Consider the following 18630-nt stretch of genomic DNA (forward strand, 5'->3'; position numbering starts at 1 on the left):
AGTTGATGGAAGAGCTCTTCTCCGACCTTCTCCAAAAGGTTCTGGGCCTGAAGATCCCCACGCCGTTTCCGCACATGTCGTACGCCGAAGCGATGGACCGCTACGCCAGCGATAAACCCGACCTCCGATGGCCGATCGAGATGCGGGATCTTTCGCCGCTCTTCAAAGATTCGAAATTCCGTGTCTTTCGCGACGCCCTGGTCGGCGGCGGCGAGGTCCGCGGTTTTTCGCTGACCGGAGGCAACCGGCTGTCGCGCAGTCAGATCGATCAACTCGTGGAAAAGGCAAAGGGGTTCGGAGCGAAGGGGCTGATTTGGATTCGTTCGGCCGAGGGCAAGCTCTCTTCCTCCGCCGACAAATTCTTGAATGGAGACGAGCTTTCGTCGGCCGCAAAAGCGCTCGGTATGCAGTCAGGCGATCTGGCGCTCTTGATCGCCGATCAGACCGCCATCGCACGCGCGGCGCTTAATTCCCTGCGACTTCACTGTGCGGAAAAGTTGGAGATTCCCCCTACGTCGAAATTCGCCTTTCTCTGGGTCGACGAATTTCCCCTCTTCGAATACGACCCGGATGCGCAGCGATATGTTTCGAAACATCACCCGTTTACGAGTCCCCATCCGGACGATTTGTCGCTCTTGAAAGAAGGAAAGAAACTCGATCAAGTGCGCGCCCGCGCGTACGACCTGGTTCTCAACGGCTATGAGATCGGCGGCGGATCGATCCGAATTCATCAGCCGGAGATCCAGCAGCTCCTGTTCGACCGCCTCGGAATCCCGAGGGAAGAGGCGGCCCAAAAGTTCGGCTTTTTCTTGGAGGCCCTGGAGTACGGCACGCCGCCGCACGGCGGAATCGCCCTGGGGATCGACCGGATCGCCATGATTTTAGCGGGCACGGACGCCATTCGAGATGTCATCGCGTTTCCGAAGACGCAGAGCGCGCTCGATCTGATGACCGACGCGCCGAGCGATGTTTCACCCGATCAATTGCGGGAGCTTTCGCTCCGTGTCGCCAAACCGAACAAATGATCTTTTCGGCGCGGACGAAGCGCCGTTCGCTTTCGAACAACAACTGAAAAGGGACGGATTCGTGCAGGTCGCAGGGGTGGACGAAGTCGGCCGCGGCGCTTTGGCCGGTCCCGTCGTTGCGGCGGCGGTAATTCTGCCGCTCAACGCGAAACATCTTGAGGGCCGTGTGCGGGATTCCAAAAAAATGTCCCCGGAAGCGCGCGAGGAAATGGTTCCCTTGATTCAGGAGGCGGCGATCGCTTTCGCCGTCGGGATCGTGGAAGCCGACGAGATCGACCGGATCAACATTCTTCGCGCGTCGCTCGAAGCGATGCGAAAAGCGATCGATCAGCTCGATCCACGGCCCACCCTCTGCCTCATCGACGGCAATGTCCCCGTGCCGACGTCCATCCCTCAAAAGTTGATCGTGCGCGGAGACGACCGCGTGATCTCCATCGGAGCCGCTTCGATCCTGGCGAAGGTCACGCGCGACCGGATCATGGCCGAGTGGCATCGGCGATTCCCCTCCTACGGCTTCGACGAACACAAAGGATACGGCACGGTCACACATCTTCGGGCGCTCGAAACGTTCGGCCTCAGCGCCATCCACCGGCGGACATTTATCTCCAAGGGAAACCCGCTCCATGCCTCGGGATCCTAGGCAAGAATTCGGCCGGCGGGCCGAAAAGGAGGCCGCGAACTACCTCAGAAAGAAAGGCCACCGGATTCTGGAACGAAATTATCGGACCCCCTTGGGCGAGATCGATCTCATTACCGAGTGGAACAAAACCATTGTGTTTGTCGAGGTCAAGGCGGGAAAATATTCCGCCGATTTCTCGCCGGTGGAGCATCTGGACTCCCGGAAGCGAAACAAACTTCTTCTCTTGGGGGAAGCCTATCTTTCGGCATTTTCGGAAGAGAAAAACGCCCGATTCGACCTCGTTTCCATCACCGAAAACGAAGGCGGACTGCGGGTTGACCACTTCGAGGACGTGATTCAAGATGCTTTCCTATGAAGCCGGGGAAGAGACGATGGGCGGCGCTTCGATACGGGCAAAAAATCCGCAACGTCCTTCTCACCTATTACCTCACCCCTATCCTCTTGATTCTCTTGGCCTCCGGGGTCTTCTTTTACTATTGGGCGAAACGAAGTCTGGACGACGAGATGGGACAGAGGCTGGCGTCCATCGCGATGTCCGCGGCCTCCCATGTGCGCGGGTATCAAGTAGCCGCGCTCGAATTGCGCGACAAAGAGAACTTGACCTACGAGGGACTCCTCAAACGGTTTGAACGGGTTCGCGACGAAAACAAGATCGCTAAGATCTATCTCTTCAATGCGAAGAACGAGAGCTTGCTCGACACCGACGCTTCGATTCCCCTCGGCACGCTCTATCAACAAAACCGACTGCACGTGAGTGAGCTCGATCAAGCGACCAAAGGCATGGCCACGGCCTCGGTACTCTTTCAAGGAACGAACGGCGAATTTTACAAAAGCGCGTTCGCTCCGGTGATCGACGAAGGGCAAGTGTTGGCACTGGTCGGCGTGGACGGCAGCGCGACGTTCTTCAAGAATCTGCATCTTCTGGGTCGCCAATTGGCCTACTTCATTCTGACGTGCGTCGGGGCCATCGTCCTGGTCAGCATGATCATCTCCCGAAAAATCGTGACACCCGTTGCACTCTTGGTGTCTCGGGCGCAGCGAATGGGCGAAGGGCATCTGGACGAACCGATCGAAATTCACGCCCAAAACGAAATCGGCTTCCTGGGCTTTGTTCTGGATGAAATGCGCAAGAACATCGTGGCGAGAGACCGGGAGCTTCAGGTGATGTTGCGCGGAATCGCTCACGAAGTGCGAAACCCACTGGGCGGAATCGAGCTCTTCGCCGGAATGTTGGAAGAGGAAGTGACGGAGCCGGAGGCCCGCCAAGCGGTGGCGAAAATCCAGCAAGAAGTTCGGACGCTCAACAGTCTGGTGGACGAGTTTCTCGATTTCGCCCGCGGCCCCTCGCTGCAGCCGGCCCAGGTCCAGCTCCCCTCGTTCCTCCAGGACATTAAGCTGGCGTTCCAAAAGGAACTGGAGGCGAAAAACATCGGATTCGACGTGGATTTGAACGGAACTCGCGAGCTGAGCTTTGATCCCGATCAAATGCGGCGGGTCTTTCTGAACCTGGTTCGGAACTCGGTGCAGGCGATGCCGGGAGGCGGAAAAATCCAGATTCGCGCCGGCGTCCAAAATGCGGGACACGCTGAGTTCGTCGTTACCGACACCGGCGTCGGCGTCGCAGCCGAACACATCGACAAAATTTTTGATCCGTTTTTTACGACCAAAGAAAGGGGTTCGGGCCTGGGATTATCCTTCGCCCGAAAAATTGTAAACGCCCACGGCGGGGAGATCCGCTTCGAATCGAATCCCGGAGCCGGGGCCACGGTGACGATTCTTTTGCCGCAGGCGTAACGGAGATTCATGGCGCAGATTCTCGTCATCGAAGACAACGAAACCATGAGAGACGGGATCGTCCAAATCCTCGCCCGCACCGGCCACGACGCTAAACCGGCTCGGGGCGGACGGGAAGGGCTGACTCTCTTCGATCAATACGCTCCCGATTTCGTCATCACCGACCTGAAGATGGAAGACATGGACGGGATGGCGGTATTGCGAAAAATCAAAGAGCTCTCCCCGGAGGCCGTGGTCATGGTGATCACCGCGTTTGGAACCATCGAAACGGCCGTGGAGGCGATGAAGCTGGGGGCCTTCGACTTCATCACGAAGCCGTTTCCACCCGATCTTCTCCGGGTGAAAGTGACCCAGGCGCTCGATATCGCCAAAATGAAAGCGGAAAATCTGTTCCTTCGGGACGAGTCCCGCCACGTATTTCCAGACTCGATGATCGGGGAATCCCGGCTTCTCCAAAACATTCGGGATCAGATCCTCAGGGTCGCGCCGACCGATTCTTCGGTGCTCATCACCGGAGAAAGCGGCACGGGGAAGGAATTGGTGGCCCGGGAAATTCATGAACAGAGCAAACGAGCACGAAAGCCGTTCGTGAAAGTGGACTGTTCCGCGCTGGCCGAAGGCGTTTTGGAAAGCGAGCTGTTCGGGCATGAGCGAGGAGCGTTTACCGGTGCGATCCAACGAAAGCCGGGGCGGTTTGAGCTGGCCGACGGCGGAACGCTTTTCCTGGATGAAGTCGGAGAGGTTCCTCCCGGCGTTCAGCTCAAACTCTTGCGAGTTCTTCAGGACCGATGTTTTGAGCGTGTGGGAGGGACGCGGACACTCAAAGTCGATGTCCGAATTCTTAGTGCGACCAACAAGAACCTTCTGGAAAGAATCCGGCAGGGGCAGTTTCGCGAGGATCTCTATTACCGGCTGCATATCGTGCCGATTCAACTCCCCCCTTTGCGGGAGCGAAGAGCCGACATTCCGCTTTTGGTGGAGCACTTTCTTAAGAAATGGAACCGAAAGGCGGGGAGAAGGGTACAGATCAGCCCGGAGGCGATGGTTCGGCTCCAGGCCTACCAATGGCCCGGAAATATTCGGGAATTAGAGAATCTCTTGGAACGGACGGTGGTGATGGCCCGCCACGATGTGATCCACGTAGACGATCTCCCAGACGGGTTGAAAAAAACCAATGATCATGTAGACTTAGAAGTTAATCCCGGGGGGGTCAGTTTGAACGACGCATTGGAGCAATTGGAGCGCGAACTGATTCTAAAAGCCTACCAAGAAACCGGCGGTGTAAAAACTCGGACCGCACAACTTCTTGGCATTAAGACGAGCGCGCTTTATTACAAGCTGGAAAAGTACGGAATTTACGCCGGGAAAGAGGAATAGGGATGACCAAACGACCCTATAGACAGCTTGCGGTGGCGGCGGCGGGACTTTTCTGCTTCGTCCACGTCGCCTCGGCCGATCCCTCGCTGACGGAAGCCCGCCAGCAGAGGATTGTACTCGTCGAAAAGCTGGCGAAGCAGGATCAAGACCTCCGAGGAATTTCGGCGGAACTGGATCCGCTTTCGGAAAAAATTCAGCGAATCAAAACCAAGAAACCGCAGAATCGGAGTTTCGTTCAGGAATATCGCCTGCAGTCGCTCCTCCAGAAAGCGCAGCAACTCTCCCTTCAACTTCAACAGTTGACGTCGGCGAAAAACGATACTATCGCCGCGTTAAAAAAAGCACAGCAGGAGTTGTCCGCGCGGCTCGACACACGCATCGATCGGTCGTTCCAAATCGCCAACGCCAAATCCGAATCGTGGGACCGTCGACGGCAAGCCGCTTTGGAATTGGAAACGCTGACGGCTGAAAAAATGCGCCTGTCACTCGGTGCGGGTGCGGACCAACTGCCTCCCACAACATCCGGACTGCTTGAAAAACCTGCCCCGGACGAGATTCGGGACCGGCTCGATGCCATGCGCGATTTCGACCGGCGTCTCCAACGGGAGGTCGCTCTGATTGAAACGGAAATTTCCGAAATGCGAAGACAGAATTTCGTCCGCAAAGAACTCGGCCATTTCATGGACGAAGAGGCCTTTTTCGATGAGCAGGGTTTCGTGCGAGGCGGTGTGACGCGCAAAGATAAGGGATCCACGGTGACCGACCTTTCCAAGGCCGGCGTAACGGTGGCAGGGAAAAAGGAAGAGACCGCGGGCACCAAAGAACCGGTGACGTCGTCGGCTCCGACGCCCGGTACCGATTCTTCGTCATCGACCGGGTCCAAGAATACCGAGCCGACGGCTCCAACGAGCCCATCCAGCCCTGCGGAGAGTGTAGACAGTTCTACGACGGCTCCGAAGATGGACGCACCCGCATCCGATAGCGCTGCCTCCGGGTCGCCCGACAAGGGAGTGGACGCAACCAACCTCTCAGCTCCCGTAACAAAAGGGGAATTTTTCGGCACGGCGACCGAAAAAGGGCCGGAGGAATCTTTGAACGGGTCGCTCCAGATACAAAACAGCGCCCGTTTGGACACCGCGGCCGGAGACAATTTGCGACCTTCTCTGCCGGAGTCGCGTGAGCGAGACCCGCTGGCTCAGTTGGCGAGCGAGTTTGGTTTGCCGATTCCCGAAGCAGCGCGTACAAGTGGCGAAAGGGCCAATTACGAGGGCTCGAGCCGAGATCAGCTTCGATGGCTGGCACAAAGACTTGCGACGACACGTCAGATGCTGAACCTGCTTCGCGAACGGACCCGAGTTCTCGAACGGCGCCTCCCCGCGCGCTAATATCCGCCAAGCACTTCGTTCTTTTTCTTTTGATTCTGGTGTCGTCGGCCAGAGCGGAAGAGGCCGTTTCCGAGCGCCCATCACCGGCCAGGATTTCCATCCAGAATTCCCTCCAAGCCGGCCTCGAATACGACACCAACGTATTCCGCGTTTTCGGCACCGGAGACGACGATTTCCTGACGCGGATTCTTTTTAAAAGCGACGGAGCCATACGATTGAACGATGAAACCCGAATCGGTTGGTCCTACCAGGGCGGAGGCAAGAAATTCGTCGATCGGAGCGAGCAGGATCTTTTCATCCAGCTCGTCGAATTTCCGTTCACCTACCGCCCCAATGCTTATTTCTCGTTTCTTCTCACGCCCGACTTCAAGTACCAGAACGAAGACAACAGCCTCGATCCCGCGGGTGTCGACATCAACGAGGACTCGCTCTCCACGCTCGACCGGGTTTCCTTCCGCTTTTCACTTCCCCGTGCCTTCGTGATCGAACCGTTCGGTGACTTTAATTACTACGATTTCCGTGCGATCGAAACGTACAGTTTCTACCGGGAACGGGGCGGGATCGGCATCAAAAAGTCGTTCGGAAGTTCCTGGAGCTTGGGCAGCGATTATCTCTACAGCGCCCAGCAATTTTCGGCGAGCCCCCGTGAGGACAAAGAAAACGACGTTTCGGCCTATGGCCAATATTCAAGTTCGTTATTCTTTTCCCTTCGCTATTCCTATCAAGACTCCAACTCCTCCGACGAACAATTCTCGTTTACCAATCACCGGGTCTCGCTCCTGTTCTCCGTCCCTTTATGGGAGCGAGATCTTCCGGAAAGCGCGTTGGACGCCGGCGAATCCCCCGCACTTTTTGTTTTCCACGTCTTGGGAACGCTGCAATTCAAGAAATTCCCGTCTGTCTTTGCTTTCACGGAGGAAGGCCAGCGATTTCTTCAGACGGGGCAGGACGACGAGAACTTCAACTCACTCATAGTGAAACTCACATACCATCCACTTCCCTGGCTCGCGATCGAGACGAAATACACGCGTTATTCCAACGCGATCTCCAGCCAGGAAGAAAATTTCGGCCGGTCACTCTATTACGGCGGCCTTCGCGGAACGTTTTAAAACTCGTCGTCGGAACCTTTGCCGCCGTACCCCAGTTCTATGTAGGTAATGTCACAGAAATTGTCCTTCGGTTGGGTGAGGATTTTGGTCAGCGCTTTATAGACGTCGATATATTCCTTCCCCAGCTGACGCCGTTCCGCCATCTGCCGTTCCCGATAGGTGTGATGGCTGGCCGAGAGAGAGTTGTTCTCGTTATCGTACATTTTCTTGGATTGAAGTTGGATTTCGAACAGGTGCTGGTCCCGTTTGGTGACCAGCTTGTACGCCTCAAAACCGCTCTTTTTTCGGCGGGCTCCCGTGTAGTCGTTGATTTCGACCACCGTGGTTCCGGGCAGAGTGGTGATGCGCTCCGCCGTCGGCTTGATCAGATCGTCCCGCGTCAGGACGATCTTGATCCCGTACATGTCGGTGATCACCTGACTGAACTCGTTGTGGATTTTGTCGCGTCTGAACATGTAATCGATGTCGAAGGCCAGATCGGCGACTTTGTACGAAAGGTTCGAAGTCGATTTAATTCGGGTCTGAAGAAACACGACAACATTGTCGGAGGAAGGTTTCGGCGTGTACCGAAGAAACGAAGCGCTGACGGTGGTAAAGGACCCACACTTGCGGCAGCGTGGACGATACTGAAAAGCCCGCTCAGAGTCGGTCGACGTCTTCAACTCATCCAAGCGAGGAAGAAAGTCCACTTCGGAACGCACAATTTCGTCGTGCTCGGCCTGCGGGCAGCGTCCCCAAACGATGAACGTCACGTCGACCGCCCGCCCCGGAACCAGAATTTCGAGCAGGTTGCGAGCGAACTCGTTCAACATACGCTCGCCCAAGGCGATGCCTTCCGAGAACCGGCGGCGAATGTAATCGATGTCTTTCGGCCCGAGAGTGAATGGCTGCTGAGAGCGAACCGCCTGCCGAATGGCCTCCAAAATTGAATTGATCCGTTTGTCGCGGATCACTTCCGCAAGAGGCGATTGGTTCAACTCTTCGCGCTCCGAAGCGCCTCTTTCATACGCTTGATCGTCTCCGCGTAGTTCTTGGAATCGAATATCGCCGAACCGGCGACAAAAATGGTTGCCCCCGCCTCCGAGAGCGCCGCAATGTTCTCGAGACCCACGCCGCCGTCCACTTCGATTCGGAGGTCGGGAGCCAACCGTTCCGACTTCTTTCTCAAGTTCCGCACTTTTTGCATCATTTCAGGGATGAATTTCTGCCCGCCGAAACCGGGATTTACGGTCATGAGCAGAACCATCTCGACGTCGTCCCAGACATGATCGAGCACGTAAAGCGGCGTAGCCGGATTGAGTGCGACCGACGGCTTGGCCCCCGATTCCTTGATCTGGGCGAGTGTCCGCTGAAGATGCCGGGTCGCTTCGGCATGCACCGAAATCCAATCGGCGCCCGAATCCCGGTACTCCTGAATGGTCCGTTCGGGTTCCTCGATCATGAGATGAACGTCCAGAGGGAGCTTTGTCACGGCGCGAATTCTTCGAATGACCGGCGGGCCGATCGTGAGGTTGGGAACGAACCGCCCGTCCATCACGTCGACATGAATCCAATCCGCGCCGGCCGCCTCCACGGCCTGAATTTCATCCCGCAAGCGCGCGAAATCAGCCGACAAAATCGATGGGGCAATAACGTGCATCAAAATGTTTTCCGCCATGATTCTTGGCCGTCAAGTATCCAAACCGCTTCCGCTCCGTCCGGCATCCAGACGACGAAACCGGGATTCTCGCCAGGGCCCAAAAGGAAGTCAAACGTATAGCTGGAAATCGCGTCCCCGCGTTCGAGCTGCAATTGGGCCTCATGCCGGGTCAATCCGGGCGGAGATTCGATCGGCAAGTAGACAATCCGCGAACGCGGTTCCTCCGTTGCGGCCGGTCGGGACTTAGGCGCGGCCGACACGGAAAGGACGATCGGATCGAACAGGCGCACCACGGCGCCGGGCTGAGGCTCCACACCGGAAACCGTGCGTTCCGGCAGATCCTCTCGCTCGTCGTAGCGAAACGATCGAACCGCCAAGCCGGCCCGGTCCAAGGCGCGCAAGGCGGCGTCCAATGTACTCCCCGCTAAATTCGCCATGATGAACCGACTGTTGCACGGCCCACTGGACGACAGTACATAAACCTCGTTTTGGATCATGGCCGAACCGGGAGCGGGATCCTGAGCGACGATGTTTCCGAAGGGGAACGATTCGGAACAAGCGAAAGCTGATGTAACCGCCTGAAGACCGGCCGAGCGAAGTATGGCCGTCGCCGCGTCGATCGAAAGGCCGATGACCCGCGGGGCATTTCGCGTCCGCGGGCCCTGCGATACGTAAACCCCCACCGTTCGGCCGGCGCGAACCTGCTCGTTCGGCGGCACGTTCTGCTGAAGGACGCTGCCGCCGGCGATCTGATCGCTGTAGTGAAGACCCAGTACTTCCAGAGAAATTTGCTCCTGAGCCAAAAGATGTTTGGCTTCGCTCAAGGTCTTTCCAATCAGGTTTGGAACGCGCACTTCTTCTTTGCTTCGTACGAGGAAATGGATCGTCCATGTAACGGATAGGACAAAGACCGCTAAAAAGAGCCCGATGTACCCGACCCACGCCGGCCACCGTCTTTGTGTGTCGCCTACGACCATCTCATTTCGGGGGAGACACGATATCCGTTTAAAAATTCCGCGACTTTTTGGGGAGATTTTCCTTCGCGCAGAAGCTCGAGTACCTCGATCCAGCCGTCGTTACAACGAACGAATAATCGGTGGCTCTGTACCTGCGGAGAGCCAACGGGGGCGGCTGCTCGAACGTCGGCGTTTATCCTCGTGCGCAGAATCTTGATCCGCCGCTTCGGATCGGCCGTAAATGCGCCCGGCTTGGGATTGAGCGCTCGGACACGATTGTGAACATCCCGCACCGACTGATTCCAATCGATTTTCGCCTCCGACGTTTCAATCGGCGGCGCGAGCGTGACGCCCGATGAGTCCTGCGGAATAAACTCGGCCTTCCCTTGATCCAATAGATCTAACGCCTCGAGCAGAGTATCGGCCCCCATTTTGGCGAGCCGCCCTTCGACATCGCCGGCCGTTTCGTTCGGATCGATCGGAGTTTCTCGCACGAGCATCACGTCCCCGGCATCCAGTTCTTCGACCAAACGCATAACGGATATGCCCGTTTTCTCGTCTCCGGCCATGATCGCGCGCTGGATCGGTGCGGCGCCCCGCCAGCGAGGCAAAATCGACGCGTGAATATTGAGGGTCAGCTCGGGAATCTCGAGGAGCTGTTTGGGTAGAATCCGGCCGTACGCGGCCACAACAAAGGTTCGGGCGCCTGTAGAGCGCAACGTCTCCAAGAACGCCGGATCCTTCATTTTCGCCGGTTGGACCAAAGGGAGCCCGATACGTTGGACAAGATCTTTGACCGCCGACGGGGCCACCGAGCGTCCTCGGCCCGACGGACGATCGGGTTGCGTGACAACGAGCGAAACGATCCGCCCGCTTTTGACCAAAGAGTCAAGGGAAGCGGCAGCCAGCGCCGGCGTGCCGAAAAATACGATCTTGCCCGTCACAAATCGGAACTATAACAGGTCGCTCAAAAAGTGTGTCGCACGGCCTACAGTGCTGGTCTGCGATCTTCGACCGTCCCGTCGGTCTTCTGACGGCGCTTCAGTTCATCGCGATAGAGGGCGCGTTTCGTGCTGCTGACGTAATTGATGAGAAGTTTTCCATCGAGATGGTCGATCTCGTGCTGAAAACAGATGGCCGTCAGACCGTCGGAATCGTAACGAAAGGGCGTGCCGTCCGGATTTTGCCCTTCGATCGTGACTTCCGCCGCTCGATCCACTTCGACGTAAAAGCCGGGCACACTCAGACACCCCTCTTCAATCTTCGCGTTACCGGCTCGCTTTGAAATCACCGGGTTGCAGACAGCGTAAAGCTGCGACACCTTGCCCTCCTCTTCCCGATCCGGAGGGATTTCCACGACAATTACGCGAAGCAACTCCCCGACTTGCGGGGCCGCCAAACCGATTCCCGGTGCATGCCGCATGGTTTCCACCATGTCGTTGACCAGGTTCGAAAGCTCGAGATCAAATTTGGTCACCGGTTCTGAAATCCGGTGCAACAATGGGTCCGGATACGTAAGAATTCGCCGAATCGCCATTCTGGATATAATAGCGCCAAATGACGCTCCAAGGAACCCTCGGCCGTCTGCGCCGGCAAGTTATTGAACTTGTCTTTGAACCGGTTACGGATCGCCGCCGATGGAAACACCCGTTGGTCTATCTGATGCGGCTGGGCATGCATGTAGGATCTTCACTGCGCGCGGACCAATGCCTTCAGCGGGCCTCCTCCCTGGCCTACACGACGATTCTATCTTTGGTCCCCGTTACGGCTCTCTTTGTGCTCTATTTTAAAATGGCGGGAAAACTCGATACGTTCAGCGACAAAATCCAGGAATGGATTTTGGACAATTTCGTGGCCGAAGCGGCGCAGGGCGTGTCGGTGTATATTGATCAGTTTGTGGCGAATCTTCACACCCGCACCATCGGAACGGTGGGTGCCGCCGGTTTGATGTTCACCACATATTCGCTCTTCAAGACCGTCGAGAAATCGTTCGACGCCATCTGGAAGGTGCCGACGCATCGAAGCTTCGTCGCCCGATTTCAAATTCTTTGCACGTTGCTCATTGTCGTACCCACTTTTTTCGCCGCGTCTTTGTATTTGTCGAGCCGCTTTCAGGAATTCAAACTTTTTCATCAATACGCCGACATTCCGGGAACGATGAAAACCCTTTTTGTCGGAGCGCCATTTCTCCTCACGGCGATTCCGCTCCTCCTCTCGTACAAGTTTCTTCCGAACGTTACCGTGAAATGGAAGCCGGCCATGATCGGCGCGCTGACGTCCGCCATCCTATTCGAAACCGCCAAGTGGGGATTCAATCTGTATGTCATGAAGGTCATTCCCGTGAGCAAAATTTACGGCTCTCTGGGTCTGTTCCCTGTTTTTCTGCTTTGGATCTACTTCAGCTGGATCATCATTCTGTTCGGCGTGGAGCTTTCATTTACGATTCAGAATCTCTCCTTGCTTCACCGGGAAGCGACGGAACGTCGGCATATGGCGTTTTCCACGCCGATACATGAAGATTGGGGTCTGCAAGTTATCCGGGCCCTCGTCAAGCGCTTTGCCAAAGGGGACGGTCCCGTGAACATCGACATGCTTTCCAAAGATTTGTCGCTGACGACCTCGGTCCTGAACGATCACCTCGAGCTTCTCCGCCAGTCCAACATCTTAGCCTGGGTAGAGGACGAAGAGCGCTCGGGTTATGTCCCGGTTCAACCGGTGGAAATTCTAACCGTCGGCGAAATCGTCGCCGTCTTTCGAAATCACCTCGGCCTGCCGGAGCGGCAAGAATCCGGATACAAGAAGTCGCTCCTGGAGTTTGCCAAAGCCAGTTAGTTCCATCATATTGCCCCGCGTAAACGCACCTAAATCGGTCTTCCGATTGGGAGCGCATTTGCATGACAGAGGACCGTAGATCTTTTCGCAGATCGAGGCGGGTGCGCACGGACAGACCGGAGCATACCTAGCAAGGTATGTGAGGACTGCCCGTACGCGACCAACGAAGAACTGCGGAAAGAGATGCGGTCCGTGCCTTACGCGCCATTAGCTCAGCTGGATAGAGCATCGGACTTCGGATCCGAGGGTCGGCGGTTCGAATCCGTCATGGCGCGCTTCTGCCCCTGGCGGAATGACGTTAGTTAGGAGGCCCGCTTTTGCGCCAGATTCAAAACCAATCGATGAAAGAATTCAATCGCGGGACGAAGGCTCGAAACCGGAATTCTCTCGTCAATTCCGTGCGCCCGGCGACCGTCCGCTTCCGTCAATGCGATCGGGTCGATTCCGTAGGCGGGAATTCCGGCCGCGCGTAAGAAGCGGGAGTCGGTGGCCCCGCGCGAAAGAGACACGAGCACCGGTACTCCGGGCCACATTTCTCCCGCCGTTTTCTTAATCGCATCAATCCCTTCCCCCTGCACCGGCGACGCTTCCGCGCGGCTGAAATCTTCCAGGGCTTTCACTTCGATGGCCGAGTCCGCAATCACTTTCACCAGCTGTTTCCGAATGTCTTCCACGGATTCATCAGGCAGGATCCGGCAATTGATATTGGCCCGAGCTTCGGAAGGAAGCGCGTTCACCCGCGTGCCTCCTTGAATGACCGTCGCCACGCACGTCGTCCGTAAGTTTGCCGCATGAATCGGATCCTCCTCCAACACCTTGAGCGCTCCGGCCGGTAGTGAACCTTTCGCTTCGCTCACCGTTTTCATCGCTGCCGCGACACGGGGAGGTTCGCTCGCAGCGCGCGCCCGGTAATATTCCCGCGTCACCGGAATCAGTCGCGCCGGTTCCCGAAAATGGCTGAACCGTTCGAGCGCCCGCGTCAGTCGGTAGATCGCATTCTCTTTAAGAGGAACCGACGAATGCCCGGTCGGACCTTTCGCGATCAACTCGAAGTCCTGGTACGTTTTCTCCGCCGCCTGAATATTCACCAAATTCACTTTTCCTTTATCGTCGAGGCTGATTTCTCCCCCTTCGTTCAAAACGAGCCCCGCCGAGATGGATTCCGGCTTATGCTTCAAGAGATACAGAATCCCCTGACCTCCGGATTCTTCATCCCCCGTCCAGGCCAAAATGACGTCGCGATCGAGGGTAACGTTCGCACGTTTGAGCAAAAGAAAGACTTCCATTTCAACGGCGGCCATACCGAGATCATCCGATACGCCGCGGCCGATCAAAAACCCTTCCCGTTCGATCATTTTGTGGGGATCGGTCGACCAGGATTGGCCTTTCGCTCCCACGACGTCGATATGCGCCAAGAGCAGAAGAGGCTTTCGGTCTCCGGTTCCCTTCAGGCGGGCCACTAAATTCTTTCGACCGGCCGCGAATTCGGTGATGTCCGCCGAGACACCGGCGTCCTTGAGACGCTTTGCGCCGATGGCCGCCGCCCGTTCTTCATTTCCGGGCGGATTACTCGTGTCCGCTTCTACGAGTTGGCGGAGAAGTTCGCGTACGGAGTCCGCGGATTTTCCGTAGTCCACCGCCGTTTCTGAAGCGGCAGCCGACATGCAAGCCCAAAACCCAAGAACGATTCCGAAAACAATGGAGGTCCGTATCTGTTTCATAGCGGCGGAACCTATCACTAAAGATAGGCCTTTCTCAAATTACAAGGGGTGGAGCGATCGACCACATCAAGAAGTTTTGTCTTCCCCCACAGATAGCCTTCGTTCTCCGTCCGTGGCACGCTGGCGATCCATGTCGCCGCGATTCATCCGGGCGTACGCCTTCTTTGATCGATGCCTGTTCCACTTCATTCGACTCTGGTCGCTCGTGCGCGACGAAATTCTGTGGGCGTGGACGGTTCCGGAGCAACGGGAGCAGATCACTTTTCAATCGTATGAAGTTCATTCGACATTTCTCTCGGGCGGCGAAACATTCGAAGGCGGCCTTTTCCCCTGGGAACGACTTGCGATCACCTCTCCCCCCTTTCCTCAGAAAGGGCACATTTTAGTTGGCGGCTGCGGTGGAGGACGCGAGGTCGCGGAGCTCCGTAAGCTCGGATACGAGGTTACGGCCTTTGAACCGTCGCCCTCATTCGCCGAGGGTTCGCGTCGGCTGGCCGCGAGTCTTTCGCGCGTCCGTTTTGCCCAGGCTTCGTATCGTGATCTTCTGGCGGCTTTTTCGGGGGCGGAGAATTTACTTACTCCGCTCATTCGAAACGCCACGTTCGATGGAATGATTCTTGGGTGGGGAAGTTTTTCGCATGTAACGGATATCACCCAGCGCCGAAATTTGTTGTGCGCGCTTCGAAAACTATACCCGACCGCTCCACTCCTCGTGGGCTTCACGTCAATCCCCGACATTCCCGCCGGCTTTATCGACCGGATGCGCCCTCCCATGCGACGAATTCTTACAACCTTCGGCGCACCGTCCAGAGCGGCCGACGGAGATGTCTTTACCCACGGTTCCGGGTTTACGCATTGTTTCACGCCAAAGGAATTCCGGCAGCTTGCGTCGGATGCGGGATATCAAATCGCCCACGCTAACCTGTTCCCCTCCAACCAAGCGTACGCTTTACTCACACAGATACTGTAAATTCTATCGACGTCGGGAACATATCGAAGATCGATTTCGCTTGAACTGGATAAAGCTCCCTTGGCGCTCACCGTCTAGAATTCATGATCTGCGTCAGCATCCGTATAGGATTCGGCAAGCTTTTTTTCGCCGAAGGCGTAGCAAATGTTCGGGTAAAAAAAAGAACTCCTGACACTTCCGTTGTCGTTTTGTACGGAACTTAAGTAGAAATAAATTAACATTTATCCATTTTCAAAACATAACTACTGTGAATTAATCATATTTGAATCAATAAATATATGGAATAGGAGTTGCACGTGGGTCGGGTATTCTTTCAGGGAGGTTCTAAAGTGCGACTCTTGAATACACGCGTTGGATGGACCCTTCTTCTTTCCTCGGTTGTTATTCTTTCTGCTTGCGGAACTCAACAGGAAGATTTGACGAAGAGTGGCCAACGTTCGGGGGATCCCTCATCGGATGAAACAAGCCCGTTTGACGCTCGTCGCAAAGCCCCCGAGGGAGGAGGAGGATCGTCGCCATACGCTCCAATTGCTAACGTCGAAGCCGACCCCACTTTCGTCAATCCGGGTGGATTGGTCATTCTGGATGCTTCGGGGAGTTGGGACCCAGATGGACAAGTATCCGAGTTGACGTATGAATGGACGATCATCTGTCCCTGGCCGTATCTAGGGAATTGTCCTGGCAAAAATGGAGACTATTATTATTTTGGAAATTCCGGTTCGCCGCACGATCCATATGCCACGTTTGAGGCCTACACGTTGATTGGAGATTACGTATTCATCGTGCGGGTCATAGATCAGGATAAGCTCTTCGCGACCGCTACCGTAACCGTCTCCGTTGGGAACGGTCCCGCGTCAATCAGTACGTTAAATTAGGGAACCGACGTGCGCCACGAGAACAATATGAAGCCTCTGACCGAAAGATTTGTTTCAGTTGTTCTCCTATGCACCTCTCTTGCTCTTGCGGGTTGCAAGTTCAAGAAAGATGCTCCAGTTTCCGAAAGCAATCCCGAGGCAACCCAAACGGATCTCACCCAATCCCGTCCAGGGGAAACGGATGTGGGCCAGCCGGCGCCGGTGCTCAACGGAGATCTCGTCTATCTCCAGAGCGTGGCTCCGGGAGTTCCAAACGCCCTTGTCGTCGGTTTGCCTGGAGCCACCGCAAGCGGTGTCACTGAAGTTTGCGCGGTTCTGGAGACCTCCCAGGATCAGAATCCCGTTTGTTTTCCGGTGAATCCGGTCGATGGATCGTTCCGTGGCGTGCTTGAAAACGCCGAACCTTGCGACACGGTGGATCTATGGGGGGAAGGGGAGGCGTACGCTCCTGGAGGTCCGGGGATCAATTCGATTCCCGAAACGGTCATGAGATGGTACCGCCCGTTCCCGTCGTCCGTGAACGAGGTGGCCGTTTCGGCCGGCAAAGTGTACATGGCCGGGGAAGGGGAAGCGGGAATCTACGTAGCCGATGTGACGGCTTGTACGTCGGAGGAAGAACCGGACACATTTAAGGTTTACACACAGGCGCAAGGCCTGGTGAACGATATCGTCTTAAGCCTCGCTCCCGGCCTGATCGGAGATGTTTGGATCGGGACAGTCAATGGATTGAGCCATCTGACGTACGGAGAAAATGGTGAGGTCATATTCAGCAATTACACGAATTTTGGGGCGCTTCCGGCCGTGCGGATCATCGGTCTGGCCGTGGAGCCGACCGGCGCTGTCTGGATCGCAATGAGCCAAAATATCGTGCGGATGTCGATCGCCGCGGACGGGAATCCGCAATTTGAGATCTTTAATGTTTATAGCGATTTCGGAATTTCCTTTTCCTACGTCAGCGGTATTTCGGTCGCCCCCAACGGAAATGTCTGGATCAGTCTATTCGGCTACCTTGTGCATCTCAGCTCGTCGGAACTCGGGATCCAAAAGAGAATCTATCAAATCAGCAATTATCTTTCGTACACTTACGGCGAGGTCGGATCCACGTCCAGCATTGTCGCTGTTACAGACGACCATATTTGGGTCGGAACGTACGCGGGGCTGGTTCGCGTACAAACCGATTCGGCCGGAACACCTACATTTAGAGTCTTCTCGGTCTCTTCCACCGGCGGCGGCCTCAACAACAACTTCATTCGATCTCTAGCTTCCGGCGGGTCGAGCGATCTGTGGGTGGGGACGAGTCAAGGCCTGACGCATGTTGTGTGCGGAGAATCTATAGATCCGGTACTCACGTCTTATACGAGCCAGACTTATCCGCTCTTCAACGATTCCGTCCAGGCGGTGGCGTACGATCAGGGGGCCGGAAGAGTCTATCTCGGCACGCAGGCGGGCTTAAGTTCCCTTTCGTTCACGGCCGCGCAGGAGCCGCAGTTTAAGAACTACGTTCATCCCGACGGCTTGGTGAACAACTATGTGACAACGTTAGCCTCAGATTCGCAGGGCCGTCTGTGGGCGGGGACCGGAGATGGATTGAGCCAGGTTACGTTCTCGCCCGAAGGAGGGGTCACTTTCAAAAACTTCAACTCCGTCACGCATCCTACGCTGAACCAAGTGCGGATCTGGACTGTCGGCATCGGAAAACAGAACGATATTTGGTTGGGTGCGATGGAAGGGCTGTACCTTTTGACGCTCGACAGCGCAGGGAACGCTCAAATTAACCCAATCTCTCTCCCCTCCCAAGGGAACACCACACTTCACAAATGGATCTTAAGCTTAGCGGTCGGCCCCGACGGGGATCTTTGGGTCGGAAGGATTTTCGACGGTCTGGCCCGTGTCTCGATCGACGCGGCCGGCCAACCGGTCGTCCAGACGTATACGACATCCAACGGATTGCCCGAGAACTCCGTCACTAGCCTCGCAATCGGCACTGGCGACGACGTGTGGGTCGGGACTTACAGCCAAGGCGTCGTCCATTTCACGCTCTCCTCAACCGGAGAACCGCAATTTACGACCTACACCACGGCCAACGGTTTACTGGGCAACGAAATTTTGGCGTTGGCAAAAGGGGCCGACGGAGAGATCTGGGTGCGAACTCCGGAAGGGTTAAGCCGGCTCACGCAGGTGGAGGGAGGGACAATTCAGATTGCATCGTTTGCCCTCGGCTCCCCGATTCTAGATACGTTCTACGCAAACACCATGGTTGTGGACGGCCAAGGCCGGGTCTGGCTCGCCACGTCCATCGGTCTTCAG

17 protein-coding genes and 1 tRNA gene are annotated in these 18630 nt (G+C 56.1%); 12 read left to right on the forward strand and 6 right to left on the reverse strand.

Features of this window, described 5'->3' with window-relative positions; all coding sequences use genetic code 11:
* From VI895_14300 to VI895_14330, 7 genes are all read left to right on the forward strand, one after another.
* Positions 1-1025, forward strand: a 1025-nt coding sequence (locus VI895_14300; GenBank protein ID HLG20971.1) for an amino acid--tRNA ligase-related protein, incomplete at its 5' end; no start/stop codon positions are given.
* Positions 1003-1665 (forward strand): ribonuclease HII, encoded by a 663-nt coding sequence (locus VI895_14305; GenBank protein HLG20972.1) that lies wholly within the window; start codon positions 1003-1005, stop codon positions 1663-1665. The genes VI895_14300 and VI895_14305, both read left to right, overlap by 23 nt.
* Positions 1649-2020 (forward strand): YraN family protein, encoded by a 372-nt coding sequence (locus VI895_14310; protein HLG20973.1) that lies wholly within the window; start codon positions 1649-1651, stop codon positions 2018-2020. Before VI895_14305 ends, VI895_14310 begins: the two co-directional genes overlap by 17 nt.
* The gene (locus VI895_14315; GenBank protein ID HLG20974.1) at positions 2017-3459 is read left to right on the forward strand and encodes an ATP-binding protein; all 1443 of its coding nucleotides are present in this window, start codon (positions 2017-2019) and stop codon (positions 3457-3459) included. Before VI895_14310 ends, VI895_14315 begins: the two co-directional genes overlap by 4 nt.
* 9 nt (positions 3460-3468) lie before the next feature.
* Complete coding sequence (locus tag VI895_14320; protein HLG20975.1) at positions 3469-4836, forward strand: sigma-54 dependent transcriptional regulator; 1368 nt, start codon at positions 3469-3471, stop codon at positions 4834-4836.
* A 2-nt stretch (positions 4837-4838) separates the two neighbouring features.
* Positions 4839-6221, forward strand: coding sequence for a hypothetical protein (locus tag VI895_14325; protein ID HLG20976.1), 1383 nt, complete (start codon positions 4839-4841; stop codon positions 6219-6221).
* 38 nt (positions 6222-6259) lie between these two features.
* Complete coding sequence (locus VI895_14330; protein ID HLG20977.1) at positions 6260-7330, forward strand: hypothetical protein; 1071 nt, start codon at positions 6260-6262, stop codon at positions 7328-7330.
* Here VI895_14330 and VI895_14335 read toward each other — a convergent pair.
* From VI895_14335 to def, 5 genes are read right to left on the reverse strand one after another with little or no spacing between them, the layout of a single operon-like run.
* Entirely contained in the window at positions 7327-8307 is a 981-nt protein-coding gene (locus VI895_14335; protein HLG20978.1) for a hypothetical protein, read from the reverse strand. The two genes, VI895_14330 and VI895_14335, sit on opposite strands and share 4 nt — an antisense overlap.
* On the reverse strand, positions 8304-8969 hold the full coding sequence (rpe, locus tag VI895_14340) for a ribulose-phosphate 3-epimerase (protein ID HLG20979.1): 666 nt from the start codon (positions 8967-8969) through the stop codon (positions 8304-8306). Before rpe ends, VI895_14335 begins: the two co-directional genes overlap by 4 nt.
* The gene (locus tag VI895_14345; GenBank protein ID HLG20980.1) at positions 8969-9946 is read right to left on the reverse strand and encodes a PASTA domain-containing protein; all 978 of its coding nucleotides are present in this window, start codon (positions 9944-9946) and stop codon (positions 8969-8971) included. The genes rpe and VI895_14345 overlap by 1 nt, the downstream gene beginning before the upstream one ends.
* Positions 9937-10869 carry a methionyl-tRNA formyltransferase gene (gene fmt / locus VI895_14350; GenBank protein HLG20981.1) on the reverse strand — a complete coding sequence of 311 codons (933 nt, stop codon included), beginning with the start codon at positions 10867-10869 and terminating at the stop codon, positions 9937-9939. The genes VI895_14345 and fmt overlap by 10 nt, the downstream gene beginning before the upstream one ends.
* 44 nt (positions 10870-10913) lie before the next feature.
* Positions 10914-11462, reverse strand: a complete 549-nt coding sequence (gene def, locus VI895_14355) for a peptide deformylase (protein ID HLG20982.1) — start codon at positions 11460-11462, stop codon at positions 10914-10916.
* A gap of 20 nt (positions 11463-11482) precedes the next feature.
* Here def and VI895_14360 point away from each other — a divergent pair, with 20 nt between their 5' ends.
* The gene (locus VI895_14360) at positions 11483-12757 is read left to right on the forward strand and encodes a YhjD/YihY/BrkB family envelope integrity protein (GenBank protein HLG20983.1); all 1275 of its coding nucleotides are present in this window, start codon (positions 11483-11485) and stop codon (positions 12755-12757) included.
* Positions 12758-12958: 201 nt separating this feature from the next.
* Positions 12959-13032, forward strand: a tRNA-Arg gene (locus tag VI895_14365).
* Positions 13033-13059: 27 nt separating this feature from the next.
* Here the strand turns inward: VI895_14365 and VI895_14370 are convergent.
* Positions 13060-14478, reverse strand: coding sequence for a M20/M25/M40 family metallo-hydrolase (locus tag VI895_14370; GenBank protein ID HLG20984.1), 1419 nt, complete (start codon positions 14476-14478; stop codon positions 13060-13062).
* Positions 14479-14608: 130 nt separating this feature from the next.
* On the opposite strand from VI895_14370, the gene VI895_14375 reads away from it, so the two are divergent.
* The 3 genes from VI895_14375 to VI895_14385 form a co-directional block, all read left to right on the forward strand.
* On the forward strand, positions 14609-15448 hold the full coding sequence (locus tag VI895_14375) for a class I SAM-dependent methyltransferase (GenBank protein ID HLG20985.1): 840 nt from the start codon (positions 14609-14611) through the stop codon (positions 15446-15448).
* A gap of 296 nt (positions 15449-15744) precedes the next feature.
* Positions 15745-16323: a hypothetical protein gene (locus tag VI895_14380; protein ID HLG20986.1), complete on the forward strand. Its 579-nt coding sequence runs from the start codon at positions 15745-15747 to the stop codon at positions 16321-16323.
* Between the two features lie 27 nt (positions 16324-16350).
* Positions 16351-18630, forward strand: a 2280-nt coding sequence (locus VI895_14385) for a two-component regulator propeller domain-containing protein (protein ID HLG20987.1), incomplete at its 3' end; no start/stop codon positions are given.

It is taken from the genome of Bdellovibrionota bacterium (assembly GCA_035292885.1).
GTDB lineage: Bacteria > Bdellovibrionota_G > JALEGL01 > JALEGL01 > DATDPG01 > DATDPG01.

What these genes read in the sequence shown, in the direction of transcription:
- VI895_14310 (HLG20973.1), top strand. Translation starts at nt 1,649, where the DNA reads ATGCCTCGGGATCCTAGGCAAGAATTCGGCCGGCGGGCCGAAAAGGAG.
- VI895_14345 (HLG20980.1), bottom strand. Translation starts at nt 9,946, where the DNA reads ATGGTCGTAGGCGACACACAAAGACGGTGGCCGGCGTGGGTCGGGTAC.
- VI895_14360 (HLG20983.1), top strand. Translation starts at nt 11,483, where the DNA reads ATGACGCTCCAAGGAACCCTCGGCCGTCTGCGCCGGCAAGTTATTGAA.
- def (HLG20982.1), bottom strand. Translation starts at nt 11,462, where the DNA reads ATGGCGATTCGGCGAATTCTTACGTATCCGGACCCATTGTTGCACCGG.
- rpe (HLG20979.1), bottom strand. Translation starts at nt 8,969, where the DNA reads ATGCACGTTATTGCCCCATCGATTTTGTCGGCTGATTTCGCGCGCTTG.
- VI895_14370 (HLG20984.1), bottom strand. Translation starts at nt 14,478, where the DNA reads ATGAAACAGATACGGACCTCCATTGTTTTCGGAATCGTTCTTGGGTTT.
- VI895_14320 (HLG20975.1), top strand. Translation starts at nt 3,469, where the DNA reads ATGGCGCAGATTCTCGTCATCGAAGACAACGAAACCATGAGAGACGGG.
- VI895_14375 (HLG20985.1), top strand. Translation starts at nt 14,609, where the DNA reads ATGTCGCCGCGATTCATCCGGGCGTACGCCTTCTTTGATCGATGCCTG.
- VI895_14325 (HLG20976.1), top strand. Translation starts at nt 4,839, where the DNA reads ATGACCAAACGACCCTATAGACAGCTTGCGGTGGCGGCGGCGGGACTT.
- VI895_14315 (HLG20974.1), top strand. Translation starts at nt 2,017, where the DNA reads ATGAAGCCGGGGAAGAGACGATGGGCGGCGCTTCGATACGGGCAAAAA.